General features: G+C 44.4%; 16 protein-coding genes. 7 read left to right on the forward strand and 9 right to left on the reverse strand.

The features are described from left to right. Positions 1 to 67: 67 nt before the first annotated feature. The 6 genes from gloA (at position 68) to NLZ44_RS21630 (ending at position 8,874) form a co-directional block, all read left to right on the forward strand. The gene (gloA, locus tag NLZ44_RS21605; RefSeq protein ID WP_006669071.1) at positions 68 to 496 is read left to right on the forward strand and encodes a lactoylglutathione lyase; all 429 of its coding nucleotides are present in this window, start codon (positions 68 to 70) and stop codon (positions 494 to 496) included. A 149-nt stretch (positions 497 to 645) separates the two neighbouring features. Next, entirely contained in the window at positions 646 to 3,432 is a 2,787-nt protein-coding gene (clpB, locus tag NLZ44_RS21610) for an ATP-dependent chaperone ClpB (protein ID WP_493751111.1), read from the forward strand. 252 nt (positions 3,433 to 3,684) lie between these two features. Continuing rightward, the gene (gene htpG / locus NLZ44_RS21615; protein WP_493751112.1) at positions 3,685 to 5,670 is read left to right on the forward strand and encodes a molecular chaperone HtpG; all 1,986 of its coding nucleotides are present in this window, start codon (positions 3,685 to 3,687) and stop codon (positions 5,668 to 5,670) included. A 122-nt stretch (positions 5,671 to 5,792) separates the two neighbouring features. Then, positions 5,793 to 7,001, forward strand: coding sequence for a 4-hydroxy-3-methylbut-2-enyl diphosphate reductase (locus NLZ44_RS21620; RefSeq protein WP_493751113.1), 1,209 nt, complete (start codon positions 5,793 to 5,795; stop codon positions 6,999 to 7,001). A 134-nt stretch (positions 7,002 to 7,135) separates the two neighbouring features. Next, positions 7,136 to 7,774 (forward strand): peroxiredoxin, encoded by a 639-nt coding sequence (locus NLZ44_RS21625; RefSeq protein WP_006626089.1) that lies wholly within the window; start codon positions 7,136 to 7,138, stop codon positions 7,772 to 7,774. Between the two features lie 122 nt (positions 7,775 to 7,896). After that, the gene (locus NLZ44_RS21630) at positions 7,897 to 8,874 is read left to right on the forward strand and encodes a cysteine synthase A (RefSeq protein ID WP_006618942.1); all 978 of its coding nucleotides are present in this window, start codon (positions 7,897 to 7,899) and stop codon (positions 8,872 to 8,874) included. Between the two features lie 79 nt (positions 8,875 to 8,953). Here NLZ44_RS21630 and NLZ44_RS21635 read toward each other — a convergent pair whose 3' ends face one another. The 5 genes from NLZ44_RS21635 to NLZ44_RS21655 form a co-directional block, all read right to left on the reverse strand. Next, entirely contained in the window at positions 8,954 to 9,439 is a 486-nt protein-coding gene (locus tag NLZ44_RS21635) for a cobalamin biosynthesis protein (protein ID WP_008050316.1), read from the reverse strand. Positions 9,440 to 9,541: 102 nt separating this feature from the next. After that, complete coding sequence (locus tag NLZ44_RS21640; protein WP_006669063.1) at positions 9,542 to 9,784, reverse strand: HNH endonuclease; 243 nt, start codon at positions 9,782 to 9,784, stop codon at positions 9,542 to 9,544. A gap of 93 nt (positions 9,785 to 9,877) precedes the next feature. Further along, the gene (locus NLZ44_RS21645) at positions 9,878 to 12,412 is read right to left on the reverse strand and encodes a dynamin family protein (protein WP_493751114.1); all 2,535 of its coding nucleotides are present in this window, start codon (positions 12,410 to 12,412) and stop codon (positions 9,878 to 9,880) included. A 417-nt stretch (positions 12,413 to 12,829) separates the two neighbouring features. Next, on the reverse strand, positions 12,830 to 13,369 hold the full coding sequence (locus NLZ44_RS21650) for a GIY-YIG nuclease family protein (protein WP_493751115.1): 540 nt from the start codon (positions 13,367 to 13,369) through the stop codon (positions 12,830 to 12,832). Positions 13,370 to 13,446: 77 nt separating this feature from the next. After that, the gene (locus NLZ44_RS21655) at positions 13,447 to 13,767 is read right to left on the reverse strand and encodes a hypothetical protein (protein ID WP_006626083.1); all 321 of its coding nucleotides are present in this window, start codon (positions 13,765 to 13,767) and stop codon (positions 13,447 to 13,449) included. A gap of 216 nt (positions 13,768 to 13,983) precedes the next feature. Between NLZ44_RS21655 and NLZ44_RS21660 the strand changes: the two genes are divergently transcribed. Continuing rightward, complete coding sequence (locus NLZ44_RS21660) at positions 13,984 to 14,634, forward strand: hypothetical protein (protein WP_493751116.1); 651 nt, start codon at positions 13,984 to 13,986, stop codon at positions 14,632 to 14,634. Between the two features lies 1 nt (position 14,635). Here the strand turns inward: NLZ44_RS21660 and NLZ44_RS21665 are convergent, their stop codons facing one another. From NLZ44_RS21665 to ndhL, 4 genes are all read right to left on the reverse strand, one after another. After that, the gene (locus tag NLZ44_RS21665) at positions 14,636 to 15,649 is read right to left on the reverse strand and encodes an aldo/keto reductase (protein ID WP_493751117.1); all 1,014 of its coding nucleotides are present in this window, start codon (positions 15,647 to 15,649) and stop codon (positions 14,636 to 14,638) included. 581 nt (positions 15,650 to 16,230) lie between these two features. Beyond that, positions 16,231 to 17,052, reverse strand: coding sequence for a tryptophan synthase subunit alpha (trpA, locus tag NLZ44_RS21670; protein ID WP_493751118.1), 822 nt, complete (start codon positions 17,050 to 17,052; stop codon positions 16,231 to 16,233). Positions 17,053 to 17,082: 30 nt separating this feature from the next. Then, entirely contained in the window at positions 17,083 to 17,436 is a 354-nt protein-coding gene (locus NLZ44_RS21675; RefSeq protein ID WP_006626076.1) for a DUF3007 family protein, read from the reverse strand. Further along, positions 17,436 to 17,651, reverse strand: a complete 216-nt coding sequence (gene ndhL / locus NLZ44_RS21680; protein WP_006616115.1) for an NAD(P)H-quinone oxidoreductase subunit L — start codon at positions 17,649 to 17,651, stop codon at positions 17,436 to 17,438. The genes NLZ44_RS21675 and ndhL overlap by 1 nt, the downstream gene beginning before the upstream one ends. Positions 17,652 to 17,833: the final 182 nt, after the last annotated feature.

The raw sequence follows: 17,833 nt of genomic DNA on the forward strand, positions 1-17,833 counted from the left end.
CGAACTGAGGAGATTTCCTTAAAATAACAGGTAAGGACTAATCTTCATAAGGAGGAGAACCAATCTCATGAGACTTTTACACACAATGCTGCGGGTCGGCAACTTGGATGAGTCGCTGAAATTTTACTGTGATATTCTGGGAATGAAGCTGCTGCGACAGAAAGATTATCCTGGGGGAAAGTTTACCCTAGCCTTTGTGGGATATGGGGATGAAGCTGATCATAGTGTCATTGAACTGACCTATAACTGGGGCGTTGATAGCTACAACCTGGGGGACGGTTACGGCCATATTGCCCTCGGTGTGGATGATATTTATAGCACCTGTGAGCAAATTCGGGCAGCAGGGGGTAAAATTAGCCGAGAACCAGGGCCGATGAAACACGGATCAACAGTGATTGCTTTCGTGGAAGACCCGGACGGGTATAAAGTTGAATTGATTCAACTGGGAACCCAGGGCTCGGCTGAGGCAAGTAAACAGTTAGCAGTAAACAGTTAAGATCTGAACGGATAAGGTGATCGATTGCCCATAGTAGGATAAAATCCTTGGGGCAATCGGCTCTGGTGGTCCCCAGAAAAATACATCGGCAACATCTATTTGAGAGTCATAATTCCCCGTTCCCTATTTGGTGTCAATAAAAATAAGCAATGCAACCGACCGATCCGAGTAAATTTACAGATAAAGCCTGGGAAGCGATAGTAAAATCCCAAGATGTTGCTCGTCGCTTCCAAAATCAGCATTTAGAAGTGGAGCACGTGGCGATCGCCGCCTTAGAACAAAATGGACTCGCTAATAATATATTAGGGCGGGCTGGTTTTAATCCCGAACAGGTCCAGCAACAATTAGAAGCCTTCACCAAACGGCAACCCCGAGTCGGAACTATTGACCATCTCTACCTAGGTCGTGGGTTAGAATTGATGCTAGATACCGCTGAAGCGACGCGGTCCGCATGGCAAGACCGCTACATTGCTATTGAACACCTGATTATTGCCCTAGCAGAAGATGATCGCGTCGGTCGTAGGATTTTGGGTAGTGGAAACCCCACCAGCGCCAGACCAGGAAGACCAGGGTTCGATCGCCCTACCAATGACTCCAAAGCTACAGTCCGGGAGAAACTGGAAGAAGCCATCAAATCCATGCGTGGCAGTGCTAAAGTTGACAACCAGAACCCGGAAAATAGTTATGATGCCCTGAGTAAGTATGGCCGAGATCTAACCGAATTGGCTAAGGCAGGGAAACTAGACCCGGTGATCGGACGGGATGAAGAAATTCGCCGGGTGGTTAGTTGTCTGTCCAGACGAACCAAAAATAATCCGGTGTTAATTGGAGAACCGGGAGTCGGTAAAACAGCGATCGCCGAAGGGTTAGCCCAACGCATTGTTAACGGAGATGTGCCAGAGTCCCTCAAAAACCGCCAGTTGATTTCCCTGGATATGGGTAGTTTAATCGCAGGAGCCAAATATAGGGGGGAATTTGAAGAAAGACTGCGATCGGTATTGCGGGAAGTTACCCACTCCGACGGTCAAATAGTCCTGTTTATCGACGAACTACATACCGTCGTGGGGGCAGGATCGGGTTCTGGAGGTTCGGGAATGGATGCCGGAAACCTGCTTAAACCTATGTTAGCCCGGGGAGAATTGCGCTGTATCGGTGCTTCTACTGTTGATGAATACCGTAAGCATATCGAAAAAGACCCAGCCCTAGAAAGACGATTTCAACAGGTCTATGTTGATCAACCTAGTCCAGAGGATACCGTGTCAATCCTGCGGGGGTTGAAAGACCGTTACGAACGCCATCACGGGGTCAAAATTACTGATTCCGCATTGGTGGCGGCGGCAATGCTGTCCGCGCGATATATTAGCGATCGCTTCCTTCCTGATAAGGCGATCGACCTAGTAGACGAAGCCGCCGCCCAGTTGAAAATGGAAATCACCTCCAAACCCGTGGAGTTAGAACAAATTGAGCGTCGCCTCATGCAGTTGGAGATGGAAAAACTCTCCGTCGAAGGGGAAAGCCAAAGAAGTACACCCCCACGCACAGGGGAACAAGATCGAACTGCTGATCTGGGTTTAAATATGCGTATCCAATCCCTACTGCAAGAAATTAACACCCTCAAAGACAAGCAGAAAACTCTATCGTCCCAGTGGCAGAGTGAAAAGGAACTCCTCGAAGCTATTAACCGCCTCAAAGAAGAAGAAGAAAAACTGCGGGTGCAAATTGAACAAGCCGAACGCGCTTATGATCTCAATAAAGCAGCTCAGTTAAAATACGGCCGCTTAGAGACTCTTCACCACGACCGAGAGGCGCGGGAGGCAGAATTGTTAAAATTGCAGGCTCAGGGGTCTTCCTTGCTGCGAGAGCAGGTTACAGAAGCCGATATTGCTGCCATTGTCGCTAAGTGGACGGGGATTCCCGTTAATCGCCTGTTGGAGTCCGAACGACAAAAATTATTACAATTGGAATCCCATTTACATCGGCGCGTAATTGGTCAGCAGGAAGCCGTGGAAGCTGTATCTGCCGCTATTCGCCGCGCTAGGGCGGGGATGAAAGACCCCGGACGGCCTATCGGTTCGTTTCTGTTTATGGGACCCACAGGGGTCGGTAAAACTGAGTTGGCTAGGGCTTTGGCGGAGTTCCTCTTTGACAGCGAGGAAGCTATGATTCGCATTGATATGTCCGAATATATGGAAAAACACGCTGTCTCTCGGTTGGTGGGTGCGCCTCCGGGATATGTGGGCTATGACGAAGGCGGACAACTATCAGAAGCGGTCCGCCGCCATCCCTATTCAGTCATTCTATTTGATGAGGTGGAAAAAGCTCATCCTGATGTCTTTAATATCCTCTTACAAGTATTGGATGATGGCAGAATTACTGACTCCCAAGGACGATTGGTGGATTTCCGCAATACCGTAATTGTCATGACTAGCAATATCGGCGGTGAGTATATTCTGGGGGTGGCTGGGGATGACTCTCGCTATGGGGAAATGTCTGCTTTGGTTATGCAGGCTTTGCGATCGCATTTCCGACCCGAATTTTTGAATCGGGTAGATGAAATTATCCTCTTCCACACCCTCAGTAAAGCTGAATTGCGCGATATCGTTGCCATTCAAATGCAGCGCCTCCAAAGACTTTTGGCTGATCAAAAAATTGCTCTGGATTTATCACCTGCTGCTATTGATCATGTGGCTGATGTGGGTTATGATCCTGTTTATGGGGCTAGACCTCTGAAACGGGCGATTCAACGGGAGTTGGAAAATCCGATCGCTAACCTGATTTTAGAGCAGAAGTTTGTCACGGGCGATACTATTCAAATTCAGGTGAAAGATGGAACACTGACTTTTGATCATCCCTTGAAGACACCAGAAGCCCCATTAAATCAGGGTGAGTTAACCATGTTACCAGTGGCAGTCAACAGCCCAGGCGATGATAATTAATCCATCATTATCCCCATCTTTCAGAGGGCGGGTTGATTAGTCTTCTCACCCCCAGGAGAGCAGGTAAAGCGCGAAACCTACCCCTAAATGATCGCCTTCTCCCTTTCTCGGTGGGAGAGGACCATTCCCCATTGTCCATGGTTGATATACGGAAATCCGAATCATCTCATGGGGGTGATCCATGCCCATGATGTCATGGCGATCGCCCAAGATCAGGAAATGATAACTATGTATATTTGAGAAATAACGCCCATGACCGTACTTGAACAGGGAACAATCACGATCCATACTGAAAACATCTTCCCGATTATCAAGAAATCTCTCTACACTGATCATGAGGTATTCTTGCGGGAATTGGTTTCTAACGCGGTAGATGCGATCGCTAAATTAAAAATGGTGGCCCGCACCGGAGAATATTCCGGGGACATCAGCAACCCACAAATTACCATTGCGATCGACAAAGACGCTAAAACCCTATCTGTTAGTGATACTGGTATCGGTCTCACCGCCGACGAGATCAAAAAATATATTAACCAAGTCGCCTTTTCCAGCGCCGAAGAATTTATCCAAAAATACCAAGCCACCGACGGAGAAGCCATCATCGGCCACTTTGGTCTAGGGTTTTACTCCTCATTCATGGTAGCCAAACAAGTAGAGATCGACACCCTCTCCTACAAAGAAGGCGCAGAAGCCGTCCATTGGACCTGCGACGGTTCCCCAGAATTCAAATTAGAAGATTCTGCCCGCACCACCCGTGGGACCACCGTCACCCTCACCTTGATGGATGATGAATTAGAGTATCTCGAAACCAGTCGCATTCAGCAACTGATTAAAACCTACTGCGACTTTATGCCCGTCCCCATTATTATGGACGGCGAAACCATCAACCGCCACACAGCGCCCTGGCGTGAGTCTCCCAATAACCTCACCAAAGAAGATTACTTAGACCTTTATCGTTATCTGTATCCTTTCCAAGAAGAACCCCTGCTGTGGGTTCACCTGAACACTGACTATCCCTTCATTGTTAACGGTATTCTATACTTCCCCAAACTGCGGCCTGATGTTGATGTCAACCAGGGCAATATTAAACTATTTTGTAATCAGGTTTTTGTCAGCGACCACTGCGAGGAAATTATCCCGAAATTCCTGATGCCTTTGCGGGGTGTAATTGACAGCACCGATATTCCTTTGAATATCTCCCGTAGCGCCCTACAAACTAACCGCACAGTCCGCAAAATTGCTGACTATATCGCCAAAAAAGTAGGCGATCGCCTGAAAGAATTATATCGAGACAATCGCCAAGAATATATCCGTTGTTGGCAGGATGTTGGTACTTTTATCAAGTTCGGTTCCCTCAATGACGATAAATTTAAGAAACAGGTAGAAGAGATTCTCATCTTCCGCAGCACTTATAAACCCCCCACTGAGTCCGGGGAAGCTCAAACCCCAGAAGTACAAGTCCAAAGCGAAGATGGGGATGTTTGGGAAGAAGTGAAAACCGAAAAATCCCTTAGCACTGATGAACAGGGACGCTATTATACTACCCTCAGTGAATACCTAGAACGCAATCAATCCCGCCACGAAAACCGGGTTTTTTACTGCACCGATGAAGCCGCCCAAGCTACATACATAGAACTGCACAAAAGTCAAGGTTTAGAAGTGCTATTCCTCGACTCATTTATCGATACCCATTTTATCAGTTTCTTGGAGCGGGAACACTCAGAGGTTAAGTTTTTGCGGGTAGACTCGGAACTTGATGAGACTCTCATTGAAAAAGATAAGCCAGCCGAAATTGTTGACCCCAAAACTAATAAAACCCGCAGCGAACAAATTAAGGAGTTATTTGAGAAGTCCCTCAATAAGCCACGGGTGAATATTCGCACGGAATCTCTCAAATCTGAGGATACCCCGCCCGCCATGGTTTTACTACCGGAAGCCATGCGCCGTTTACAGGATATGACCGCCTTATTGCAACAGCAGAAGGCTGATTTCCCCGAAGACCATATTTTACTGGTAAATACTGCTCACCCTCTCATTCAAAATCTGGCTAATTTAAGTCAGGGTAGCATTATTCAAGAGGGCGGTTCTTCTCCCTCAGAAGAGTTGGCAAAAATGATTTGTCACCATGTTTATGACTTAGCATTAATGGCTCAAAAAGGCTTTGATGCTGAAGGAATGAAGGATTTTGTTGAACGTTCTAATCATGTTTTAACTCGGTTAACAGAACGGGCCATGTAAACATTAGGGGACAATTCACTAATTGTCCCCACCAGATAGGGGAATTTGGTGATCTATCCTGGTCATGATCACACCGAAAGGTTAAAATCTTTAATAAAGCCGGATTAGATTTAACCAACCCTATGGATACAAAAGCATTTAGACGTTCACTCCAACAGTCAGACACCTACCACCGCAAAGGCTTCGGTCATCAGGAAGAGGTGGCGGGTGTCATGGACAGCGCCTACCAAAGTAGCTTAATTCAACAAATTAGACAAAATAACTATATCCTGACCCAAGGTAATGTGACCATCCGGTTAGCAGAGGCTTTCGGCTTCTGCTGGGGGGTAGAAAGGGCTGTCGCTATGGCTTACGAGACTCGCCAACACTTCCCGACTGAAAGAATATGGATCACTAATGAAATTATCCATAATCCCTCAGTTAATCAACATTTGCGGGATATGAATGTTGAGTTTATCCCGGTCAATGACTCCCACAAAGATTTTTCGGTGGTGGGTAGTGGTGATGTGGTTATCCTTCCTGCTTTTGGGGCGAGTGTTCAGGAAATGCAAATCCTGAATGATAAGGGGTGTAAAATTATTGATACTACCTGTCCCTGGGTTTCTAAGGTTTGGAATACGGTAGAAAAGCATAAGAAAAAACAGTACACCTCGATTATTCACGGTAAATATAAGCATGAAGAAACTGTGGCTACCAGTTCTTTTGCTGATAAGTATTTGGTGCTGTTGAATTTAGAAGAAGCAGAATATGTGGCTGATTATATCCTTAATGGTGGCAACCGTGAGGAGTTTTTGGCTAAGTTCGCTAATGCTTATTCGGCTAATTTTGACCCGGATCGGGATTTGGAATCTGTCGGTATCGCTAACCAAACTACTATGTTAAAAAGCGAAACTGAACAAATTGGGAAGCTGTTTGAACGCACGATGATGCAAAAATACGGCCCGGCTAATCTCAATGAACATTTCCAAAGTTTCAATACTATCTGTGATGCTACCCAGGAACGTCAAGATGCGATGATTGGGTTATTAGAAGAAAAGCTGGATTTAATGGTAGTGATTGGCGGTTTTAACTCTTCTAATACGACTCACTTGCAAGAGATGGCGATTGAACGGGGTATCCCTTCTTATCATATCGATAGCAGCGATCGCATTATTGAGGGGAATCAAATTCAACATAAACCCCTTAATAAAGACTTGGAAATGGCGACAAAATGGCTCCCAGAAGGAGAAATTATTGTCGGTGTAACCTCTGGTGCATCCACCCCTGACCGGGTAGTGGAAGAGGCGATTCAAAAAATCTTCGCTCAGAAAGCCTTAGCGGTGGCAGTGTAGTTAGTTATATCCCCCTTGGGCATAATTTGCGGATGCTCCGGTAGGTAGAAATGCTGTAAATGTTATGCGATCGCCAAACCGGAGTATAATCAAAAAATACATTGTTCCTATCACAATTTGGAGAAAATAAAACCATGACTTTGCGATTAGGTGATACCGTCCCTAACTTTACCCAAGCCTCTTCAGAAGGAGATATTAACTTCTATGATTGGGCTGGGGATAGCTGGGTTGTCCTGTTCTCTCATCCAGCAGACTATACCCCTGTTTGTACCACAGAATTAGGCACTGTTGCTAAACTCAAACCAGAGTTTGATAAACGCAATGTTAAAGTAATCGCCCTGAGTGTGGATGATGCGGACTCCCATAAAGGTTGGATTGGTGATATCAACGAGACTCAGCAAACTAATATTAACTACCCGATTTTAGCTGATAGCGATCGCCAAGTATCGGATCTTTACGATATGATTCACCCCAACGCTAACGCATCTTTAACCGTTCGTACTGTTTTCGTCATTGACTCTAACAAAAAGTTACGCCTGACCCTAACTTATCCCCCTAGTACCGGACGTAATTTTAGCGAAATTTTGCGGGTGATTGACTCCTTACAACTCACCGACAACTACAGTGTGGCTACCCCTGCTGATTGGCAAGATGGGGAAGATTGTGTAATTGTGCCTTCCCTCAAAGACCCGGAAGAACTCAAACAGAAATTTCCCAAAGGTTACAAGGAAATTAAGCCATATTTACGCATGACTCCTCAACCTAATAAGTAGGATATTTAGCCTTTAAAATATGGGATGAGTGGATAGATTCAAAAGTGCCATAATCTTGAGCATCTCTCATCCCTTAATTGTCACCCCACCTTTGAAAAACCCAACTTTTTAAAAAATTAGCAATGGATATTAAACGTGGCTTTGTAGAAGCTGTGGGAAACACTCCCTTAATCAGATTAAATAGTTTTAGTGATGAGACAGGTTGTGAAATTTTAGGAAAAGCAGAATTTTTAAATCCTGGCGGTTCTGTTAAAGATAGGGCGGCTTTATATATTATCGAAGATGCCGAAAAAAAAGGTTTGCTAAAACCCGGTGGCACAGTGGTAGAGGGTACCGCCGGAAATACAGGTATTGGTCTAGCCCATATTTGTAATGCTAAGGGCTATAAATGCGTCATTGTCATACCTGAAACTCAATCTGTGGAAAAAATGGAAGCCTTGAGAACTTTGGGCGCTGAAGTGCGTGCAGTTCCCGCTGTTCCCTATAAAGACCCTAATAATTATGTGAAATTATCGGGACGTTTGGCGGCGGAAATGGATAATGCAATTTGGGCGAATCAGTTTGATAATTTAGCGAACCGGGAAGCGCATTATCAAACCACTGGACCGGAAATTTGGTCTCAAACTGACGGTAAAATTGATGCTTGGGTGGCGGCTACGGGTACGGGGGGAACCTTTGCGGGGGTGTCTCTGTTTTTGAAGGAAAAAAACCCGAATATTAAAACTGTGGTGGCTGACCCGATGGGTAGTGGTTTATACAGTTATGTGAAAACTGGTGAAATTCAACCCCAGGGAAACTCAATTACTGAGGGAATTGGTAATAGTAGGATTACTGCTAATATGCAGGATGTTCCTATTGATGATGCTATACAAGTTGATGACCAGGAGGCGGTGCGCGTGGTTTATCAGCTCTTAGAAAAAGATGGGTTATTTATGGGGGGGTCTGTTGGTATTAATGTCGGTGCGGCGATCGCATTAGCTAAACAAATGGGACCCGGACATACCATTGTTACTGTGTTATGTGATGGCGGCGGACGTTATCAATCTAAACTATACAATAAACAATGGTTGGCTGAACGGGGACTATTACCAGTCAGTTAAAATTTACCCTCATCGGGAATCGGATTAGCTAGGGTTTAGGGCTGAATTTCCCATGATTGGGGCTGATTATCGGGGATGTTTAGCAAGTCCTATTCCCTATCTTTCCACAACTCTCAATCAATGTAATTTTGGCGATCGCTATAGTCACCGCTTGGCTGATTTTTGCCCCTTCTGGCGTGAGATTTTCGCCTCTGTAGATACATTTAGGAACCAGTAGGGTTGAGACTCCCGCCGCCTCTAATGCTGCGGCTTCCGCGACGCTGGGGGTGGTGATTTTTTGCTGTACCACCATGGAAGGATTGGGAACCTTGACACCCTGCAATTGTTGGGGTGAAAATGTCTGTAAAATCCAGTGGCGATCGCTACATAATTCTACTAACCCTCCTTCATCAGCCTTTCCCTCTATGGTAGCAATCCCAATGATAGCATCTTCCGCTAATTGATGTTCCTGAAATACCTGTTTAATAGCGGTTTCTATCACGAGTCTGGGGGTGTGACGTTGACAACCTATACCGACCCACAAAACCTTCTGAGACGATGATATTTTTAGCCACAGGTTTGTCATTAATTCACAAAAAGGGTGATTCTATATACCATTACCCTCATTTTAGCAAACTTTTATCTCATGGAAAAAATGATTAAGCGCCTACTACATGACCCACCTCCGTTAAGTGAAACGACGACGAAAACGGCGATCGTGATAATGGAGTTTTTTCCGATTACACTCCCAGCAGAGGGTCTGTAAATTACTCAGGTCATTACTTCCCCCCCTAGCCAATGCAATAATATGGTCAATCGTTAGCCGCGCCTCTTTATTGGTTTTTCCGCAACTTTGACAAGTAAAATTATCTCGTTCATAAACATATTTACGAACAGCCGGAGGGAAAGGAATGCGGGGTGTTTTACTCATGTTTATTTCCTGGTTTGGGGTTTCTATAGCCAACAATCAACGGGGGGGGTTAGCTTCAGCCAGATACCAGCATAACCCACCCCTACAAAACTTTTACTCGCTCATCACCGGATTTTTCTCTGTTGGTGTAAACTCAGCATCCACTATTTCTGAGGAAGTTTCCTGATCATCCTCAAGATTATAATTATATGATGGTTCTGTAAAAGCTGGTTGTTGGTAATTGAAAACCGGATCAAAGTCTGTGTCCTTAATATCCGGTAATTTACCTCGTCCTAAACCCATAGCCACTAAACAATCATTAATCGCTATTACTGAGTCATTATAAGCATCAATTTTCTGCTTAATTTGTTCTTGTAATTTATGATTATCTTCCAGCTTTTCTTCCGCTTCCTGTTCCAAGGTTTTAGCTAAATTAGCTCGTGCCATCTCGTATTGAGAAAAAATCGCCCCAGATTGATGTTTAGCACCCACCTGCAAATTATCATTGAGAGTCAGATTAATCACAGTCCGAAAATGGCGGATAACTGTTCTTTTAACCTTTTTCTCAAAGTCAATTTTCAGCAGTTGACGAATAGCCGGTTCCGCTTCAACCATCCCTTGATAATCAGCACTATTACAGGCTTCCCGTAACGTTTGACGCAGTTGGAAATGGGGAACTGTTCCCTCTGCATAAAACTCTGGGGTTTCCCGTACATAAGCACCGCATTCGGTCTGAGCCGCACTAATTACAGCATCATGAACTTTACGGTGAAGTTGATTTAACGTAGCATCAATACCGCCATCATTACCCAACAGACGATATAGACGATGGTAAAAATCAGCTTGATGGACTTGCTCAGTTAACTGTTGGAAAAAGTTAGCCACCAAGGACTCACAGGACTCTACTAGGGTGGCTTTTAAATCATCCGATAAGCTATAAAAAGCCTCCGCTAATATGGCTAATAGAGGAACCACAGCACTATTGGGGTGGTTACTTTGAGCGCGTTTGTAGGCTTCACCCACTGAGAATTTTTGAATCAGTGTATCTAAACGCTCAATCATCTTTCTTTGTAAGTTCCGAAAATCTCGCTCATAAATAGCGTTTTCGTTACTCGCTACAGTGTGATTAAGATGAGCCTTAATATACTGCTCAAATTCATCGCCAATGGTTTTTAAGTCTTGGCTAAGTTGTCGTAATTGTAAATCCTTAATTGCATCGATTTCTTTGGGTTGATTTTCTAAATCCCACCAGTTTTGCAGATAATAAGACCTTAACGAAATGCAGACAGGTCGGAGGTCTTCTGCTAAGGCTTGAAAAAGCTGGGGTCGGCGGTCTTCTGTGAGATAGCGGGTGATATCATCACGAAACTGATCAATCCCACTATCAAGAACTAATTGCTCCATCAAATTGTAGCCGTGAGCATTCAGAATTTGTAGATACTTTTCTTGATGGGTGTCCGCATAACCTATGGCTGGAGTAATGGGAAAGCTACTGCGGGAAAGTTGACCAGAAGTGAAGAAGTAGTTATTAAATTCTACTATAAATTTTGGTGTCTCTTCCGCCTCTGGATTAGAGAGATTACCCTTGGCAAAAATTGAATCTAAACCCCAGCGATCGCTACCATGAGTCTGACGAATTAACTCCCCATAAAACCCTAATAATCCACTGGTTTTATAAACGCGATCGCTACTACTGAATTGAGTATGTAGATGACGGTTTAAACAGTTTTTTAGCTGGTCATCGTACCAAGTCGCATCAATATAATTGAATACATAAAAAACGCGATCGCGAATCCCCGAATTATTCTGAATGCGTTCTAGTAACTGAGTCTCTTCTGAGGTCAGTTCCCCATTAGCTGCTGTTTTAAATACACAGACCACCGCCGAGGTATCAGAATGCTCAATTTTATCATAAGCAATCTGTGTATCTCGTTGGACAGGTGCATCAATTCCCGGAGTATCAATAATTACATTACCATCTTCTAAGAGGGGATGATGGCAGTAATATTCTATCTTTTTAATAACTGCACTATTTTGACTACGACGAGCATATAGGGAGGCTGAATCAACACCATTATCCGCGAGTTCTCCCATAGATAAAATCGTATTATTATGGGCGTTGATTTTATCCCGATTCGCCACAAAACCAGCTAACAATTGTTCCAAGGCTTTCGCTCGTTTGGCGCGCTGATTCCGACTTTCCCCCCCCTCTTGTTCATAGAGTGTTTTCGCCGCTTCCTGGAGTCGTTTCGCTTCCTCTATTTCATGAAGATTCCCAGGAGTTGATAACCCCAATGTTTGACAAAGTTCGTGGACTTGCTCCCGGATTTCTACTTCACTTAAAAAGGTCAGCACTACCTTTTCATCCGATGGAGTAGCAGCATATTCAATGTAGCAAATAGTACCCGTGGCGTGTCCCTGAGCGCTATACAGCAATTCTCGCCCTAACAGAGCGTTAATTAGCATCGATTTTCCCGCACTGAAAGCGCCAGCAAATACAATCTCAAATCTCGGAGAAATCGCCTTTTCTAATGAGGTTCGGACTGCTGATAAATCCTGCGATCGCAAAGATGATTCCTGCAACAATAGCTTAATTACACTATTGACTTGCTGATCCAAATTCTGGCATTGCGGAATATTCACAGACATGATCTGCACCATCCTTTAATATCTTAAAATCGTCCCTGCTAACTACAGCATCACTTTTAGCTATTCCCGAAAAGATTTTCATTTTTTTGGTCTGACAATTACTAGCCACACCAACACCGACTCCCACCATTGGGGAAGCCTGAATCCAGCCACTGTAGTCAGCCAAGACCCTGACACATTATTCTAGGATAAATAGGGGATTGAGTCAACCCCTATAAATAGCAAGTTTTCCCCCTCCTAAGCAGCACCTAATACCTTAATCAGCCATCATCCGTGTTTCTACAGATTGCCATTTATTTAATGCCCAAAAATTATGGGTTAGCCACATTTTAAGGGCGGATAAATGATATATAAATTTGGGGCAATTTACCCAATTTATTAGAAAGTCAAAAACCGCCCCATCAGATAATTAAACCATCACTTTAAATCCAGAATACCCTGAGTTTTAAGTTTAGGGTTAAAGCGGATTTCTTCCTGTAATCCTCGTTTTTCCAAGGCAGATAAAATATTTACCTCGACTCTTTTAGCGACGGTTTTAAGTAGTTTATCCTTGCCAATTTCATCAAGACTATCAAACTTAGCCACTTCCTCCGAGGTCATTTGTGGCTTGACATCAATAGGTTGATTCCAGCGATCGCTATGTTCAGCATTACCAGGAGGAACCGAACCATTTTCAGCTATCCAACCATCGCGAATTTCCTCTAGCAGGGTCCGACTAGGGCGATTAATAGTTTGTACTTTCAGCCAATAGCACCCTTCTGGTTCACGCACTAAATGCTGTCTCAGGCTTTGGAAAACATCACGAGAATAGCCTACATATTGTAAAACCTGTGGTTGATTAAAAATTGCATAAACCCCGATTTTTCCTGATAAAGATTCTGGTAATTTACCGGAATCATCCAGATAAGCAATAAATTCCAGACCGCTAAGGGGAATCATCTCAGTTGAGGAAGTCATGATTGATTAATTAGGTGCAATGAACAACAATACCACCAGCCAGTTAGCTAGGGGTATAAACCAAGGCATTTAAGCCATTAAACTCGACGATAGATAGCACAGAGGCGACTAGGTTTAAAAATCTTCGCCTGGAACATATAATTAGGCGGAACATTCACAATGATATAATCATCCGAGTGATAATATTCTTCTAATTCCGGTGGCATTCCTTTGGGGGTATTAATGCTGTAGGGGACAGGTTGAAAGAGTAACTCCGTAAATTCTACCCCATTCCCTTCAGTTTGCTGTCGCATTTGGTTGATAAATGTATCACTGGTTAGGAGGCTAAACAGTATGGATTTTGCTTGTGGTTCTAGGGTAAAAGAACCATCAAAATTTTCGATAACTTTTAACTTCATAACTCCCTTTCAAGGCTAGTTGAGCAATCACAGGTAATCTTCCCGTTGTTGACTGTATATTCTAAACCGCTAGGGGGGATATTCCCAAGGGTATAATTGCCCAAAACCTCAAAAATCTGGAGACCGAAAAGATATAATCTCAAAAATAGTGGCTATCTGGCGGACAGTTTGCGTTAGCATAACTCTATAACAGTTTTCTCCAAAATAGCGACAGCCATGCAAACGACAGAACCCTCGCCCCCAACCTCTGAAAATCAGCGAGATTGGCTCAAAATTGCCGAATATGTGTCTGTGGTCGCCTCTGGGGTAGGTTCACTGGTAGCAGCGATTATATCTCGCCCGTTGTTACTGGCGGCGGCTCCTTTAACTGTGGCTGTGGCGTTGAATATCATCAACCGCCAACGGTTTGAGCAGCAAGTGCGACAGAGTACAGATGCAGCGATCGCTGATGTTCGTGCGGTGGTAAAATCCCTTTATGATCAGGTTCAGATGTTACCAGGACCGACAGAGGAAAACAGCGACCTAGATCAAATTACAGAAGTGCTGACGGAATTACAAAGGGTAACTCAGCGTTTAGAACAAAATGCTTTGCGTCATGAGGATTGGGAAGTGATGAATGTTCGGTTTCGGTTAATGGAAAATACCATCAATGATATCAAACAACACCCACCAGCTACCAATTCGGAGCATTTATCCCAACCCTCTGTATCTCCCGGAAACTTGATTAAACTGGAACAACAACTAGGGATTCTTTACCAGCAGGTCAGGGAACTGCAAAACCATAATCGAGAGATTGTTAAACCCTATTTAAAACGTCTGACTGTCGCGGTCAAAAAACTACAACAAGGTGACAATATACCGAGCTAGTTTAACGGTACTCATCCCCGCAGTCGCCAATAATTTCAAATAGGTTTTTTCCTCGATTGGTGACTTGATGAATTTGCTGCCGATCGCTTTCATCTAGGCTAAAATCGAAGACCCTAGCATTCTCATCAATATGTTGAGAAATGCTCAATCGCGCTCCCACCATGGCTCCCGCCACCGTAGGCTGTTCGAGGATGTAGCGAACCGCCACATTAGCAATACTGACCCCATGGCGATCGCCAATGGATTTTAACACAGTCAGCAACTCTTGAAATAACTTCCAGCCTCCCCAAGCATCAATCATATTTTTATATTTTTTGAGGCTAACAGTTTTTAACATCATAGCCATGGGTTCAGGCTTCCCTAAATACTGTTCCGACAAGAACCCACCACAGAGAACCCCATAGGGAACTAACTTAATATCATGGGTTTTACAGAACTCTACCATAGCCACCAACGGACGGCGATCGACTAGGGAAAACTGCACCTGATTAGAGACTATTTTAATCCCATTTTCCACAATGATCCGCAAATGTTCAGTATCAAAGTTAGTCAAAGCCAAATGTTGAATTTTCCCCTCGGATTGTAGAATAGTCATCTGTCGCAATGCTTCCAAATAGTTATCATCGCGATAATCCCACCAGTGAAATTGAAGCAAATCCAGACAATCCACATTCATTCTCTTGAGAGAAATATCAATATTTTTCTCAACAATATTGCGAGTCATTTTTTGAGGTCTAGGAACCCATTTAGTAAACGCCTGAATAGTTGATAAGGCTTCCTGACCGCGAGAATTAGCCATTTGTCGCCTAAATTCCCCGATGAAATCTTCCGCAGGTCCATAATGATCCGCCAGATCCCAAGTAGTGTAACCTGCATCATGGTATTGAAACATGGTTTCGATCGCGACCCGGGGATCAATGCGTCCATGATACCCAGAAACCTGCCACATTCCATTTAAGATACGACAGATATTGAGGTCTTCGGTAAATTGGAATCGAGAAGATGATGTTAACATGGCCAATGAAAGTTCCTTTAAAGGTTTGCTATCCCCCGAATGGGTGGGTTTTATGGGAAAAGTGGGTAATTGCAACAGACCCCTTGATTTTTGGGGATTAACTTGCGATGATGATAACAGAAAGGCACATTACGAGGGTTTCAAAAGGTGAGAAGGTAAGTGTTTATGGGAGCACTGCACTTCTGGCCTTTTTTCTTTGGCGGTAATTTTTGGGTAATTCATGGCGAGCGAGAAAAAGTGGGTAATTGCAACAGACCCCTTGATCTTTTCTGATTAAGTTGCGATGATGATAACAGAAAGGCACATTACGAGGGTTTCAAAGGGTTGGGAGATAAGTGTTTATGGGAGCACTGCACTTCCGACCTTTTTCTTTGGCGGTAATTTAGAGCGATCGAGAAAAAGTGGGTAATTGCAATAGACCCCTTGCCGTTTGACAAGAAACCTGCCATGATGATAACAGAAAGGCACATTACGAGGGTTTCAAAGGGCTGGAAGCTGAGTGTTTATGGGAGCACTACAACTTCTAGCCTTTTTCTTTTGGCGACATCGTGAGGCTCTACTATTGGGGAGGTTTCTATGGATTAATCCTCATCAATAGCGGTTCTCAAACTGTGACAAAAAGTGGCGATCGCCTCTAACCCCTGTTCTGGGGAAGCCGCCGCCAGTCGATTCACAAAAGCACTTCCCACAATCACAGCATCAGCCCCCCAGGAGCGAACTTGTTTGGCGTGTTCGGGTTGAGAAATACCAAACCCCACACCAATAGGCTTATCGGTGAGAGAGCGCATTTGTTTAAGTAAATCCTCAACCCGGGTCTGAACCTGCGATCGCATTCCAGTAACTCCGGTAACACTGACCAGGTAAATAAAACCCTGGGACTGATGAGCGATCGCATTGAGGCGATCGGGGGAACTGGTAGGAGCCACCAACAACACCAATTCAATCCCCTGTTCCTTAGCTGGATATAGGAGAATCTCAGCCTCTTCTAGGGGTAAATCTGGAACCACTAACCCCTTGACCCCAGCATCCTTAATCTGTGCGAGAAACTCAGGAATCCCCCGATACAGAATGGGATTGTAATAAGTGAATAAGATAATCGGAGCCTTGATAGTAGGGCTAACAGTTTTCAGCATCTCCAAAACCCCATCTAGCCGAGTTCCCCGATTTAAGGAACGGGTAGCAGCAGCTTGGATAACTGGACCATCAGCCAAGGGGTCAGAGTAGGGAACCCCTAACTCGATCAGGTCTGCTCCATTTTGATCTAAAACCTGGAGGGCTTTAGCGGTAGTATCTAAATCGGGATCTCCGGCTGTGATAAATGGAATCAGCGCACATTGGCGGCGATCGCCATTAGCTGGACTCTCAGAGCGCAACTTTTGGAAACATTCAGAAACTGAGATCATTTCAAACTCGAATATGTGGGGATAGTCCGGTTAGCTTTTTGATTGCTCATCTACAGACCCAGACTCCCGATGGACAGATTTTTGCTGTTTTTCTTGCTCAACTTCAGCCTGAAGTTGTTGGAGTTGTTCCGGTGTCATTTCCGCTATGCGCTTCTCAATCACCGCTTCCTCGTAATCTTTGAGCTGTTGATTATAGGTCATGGTCTGGGTGACGGCGCGCCATAGGTAGGTGAGTAGCCACAGGACTAACCCTCCCACCAAGATCGCCTGACTCCAAATTCCCGCCTTGCTACTATCAAAGCCTGATAACTGAAAAACCCAGTACAACAGACCTCCGGCTACAAAAATGCCAATTCCAATCCCAATTACATCAATTCGTCGCATTAGCTTTCAATTTGTCGGGGTTGGGGACGAAAATTTAGGAATGGTGACAGCAAAATCAGCCCTGGAAATAAAAAGAAAACCAGAAAGTACATTAGTAACCGCTCTACGGAACCAGCTACATACCAGCGAGTTTTCAGGTAAAAGTACAAAGCCCCAGGAGCTACCACCAGGTAGGTCCCACCAAGAATAACATACAGTAACAGTGTAATCAGCATAGTTGGGTGATCCGACAATCTAACGACAGTCTTTATAATTAAACCGCGAAAAGTGACCAGTGACCAGTTTTGCTACGTCACCAATGACCAGCGATCGGGTCATACATATTTGTAGGCGCGGGTTTACGCCGGGTATATGATACTTACAGATAGGCTCTATGAGGCTCTCCCACCACTTGCGA

It is taken from the genome of Arthrospira sp. PCC 9901 (genome assembly GCF_059013425.1).

Excerpts from the sequence above, each read along its gene's own strand:
- NLZ44_RS21675 (WP_006626076.1), bottom strand. The coding sequence starts at position 17,436 with ATGCGACGAATTGATGTAATTGGGATTGGAATTGGCATTTTTGTAGCC.
- NLZ44_RS21630 (WP_006618942.1), top strand. The coding sequence starts at position 7,897 with ATGGATATTAAACGTGGCTTTGTAGAAGCTGTGGGAAACACTCCCTTA.
- gloA (WP_006669071.1), top strand. The coding sequence starts at position 68 with ATGAGACTTTTACACACAATGCTGCGGGTCGGCAACTTGGATGAGTCG.
- NLZ44_RS21665 (WP_493751117.1), bottom strand. The coding sequence starts at position 15,649 with ATGTTAACATCATCTTCTCGATTCCAATTTACCGAAGACCTCAATATC.
- NLZ44_RS21650 (WP_493751115.1), bottom strand. The coding sequence starts at position 13,369 with ATGACTTCCTCAACTGAGATGATTCCCCTTAGCGGTCTGGAATTTATT.
- htpG (WP_493751112.1), top strand. The coding sequence starts at position 3,685 with ATGACCGTACTTGAACAGGGAACAATCACGATCCATACTGAAAACATC.
- trpA (WP_493751118.1), bottom strand. The coding sequence starts at position 17,052 with ATGATCTCAGTTTCTGAATGTTTCCAAAAGTTGCGCTCTGAGAGTCCA.
- NLZ44_RS21645 (WP_493751114.1), bottom strand. The coding sequence starts at position 12,412 with ATGTCTGTGAATATTCCGCAATGCCAGAATTTGGATCAGCAAGTCAAT.
- NLZ44_RS21620 (WP_493751113.1), top strand. The coding sequence starts at position 5,793 with ATGGATACAAAAGCATTTAGACGTTCACTCCAACAGTCAGACACCTAC.
- NLZ44_RS21640 (WP_006669063.1), bottom strand. The coding sequence starts at position 9,784 with ATGAGTAAAACACCCCGCATTCCTTTCCCTCCGGCTGTTCGTAAATAT.
- NLZ44_RS21625 (WP_006626089.1), top strand. The coding sequence starts at position 7,136 with ATGACTTTGCGATTAGGTGATACCGTCCCTAACTTTACCCAAGCCTCT.
- NLZ44_RS21635 (WP_008050316.1), bottom strand. The coding sequence starts at position 9,439 with ATGACAAACCTGTGGCTAAAAATATCATCGTCTCAGAAGGTTTTGTGG.
- NLZ44_RS21655 (WP_006626083.1), bottom strand. The coding sequence starts at position 13,767 with ATGAAGTTAAAAGTTATCGAAAATTTTGATGGTTCTTTTACCCTAGAA.
- ndhL (WP_006616115.1), bottom strand. The coding sequence starts at position 17,651 with ATGCTGATTACACTGTTACTGTATGTTATTCTTGGTGGGACCTACCTG.
- clpB (WP_493751111.1), top strand. The coding sequence starts at position 646 with ATGCAACCGACCGATCCGAGTAAATTTACAGATAAAGCCTGGGAAGCG.
- NLZ44_RS21660 (WP_493751116.1), top strand. The coding sequence starts at position 13,984 with ATGCAAACGACAGAACCCTCGCCCCCAACCTCTGAAAATCAGCGAGAT.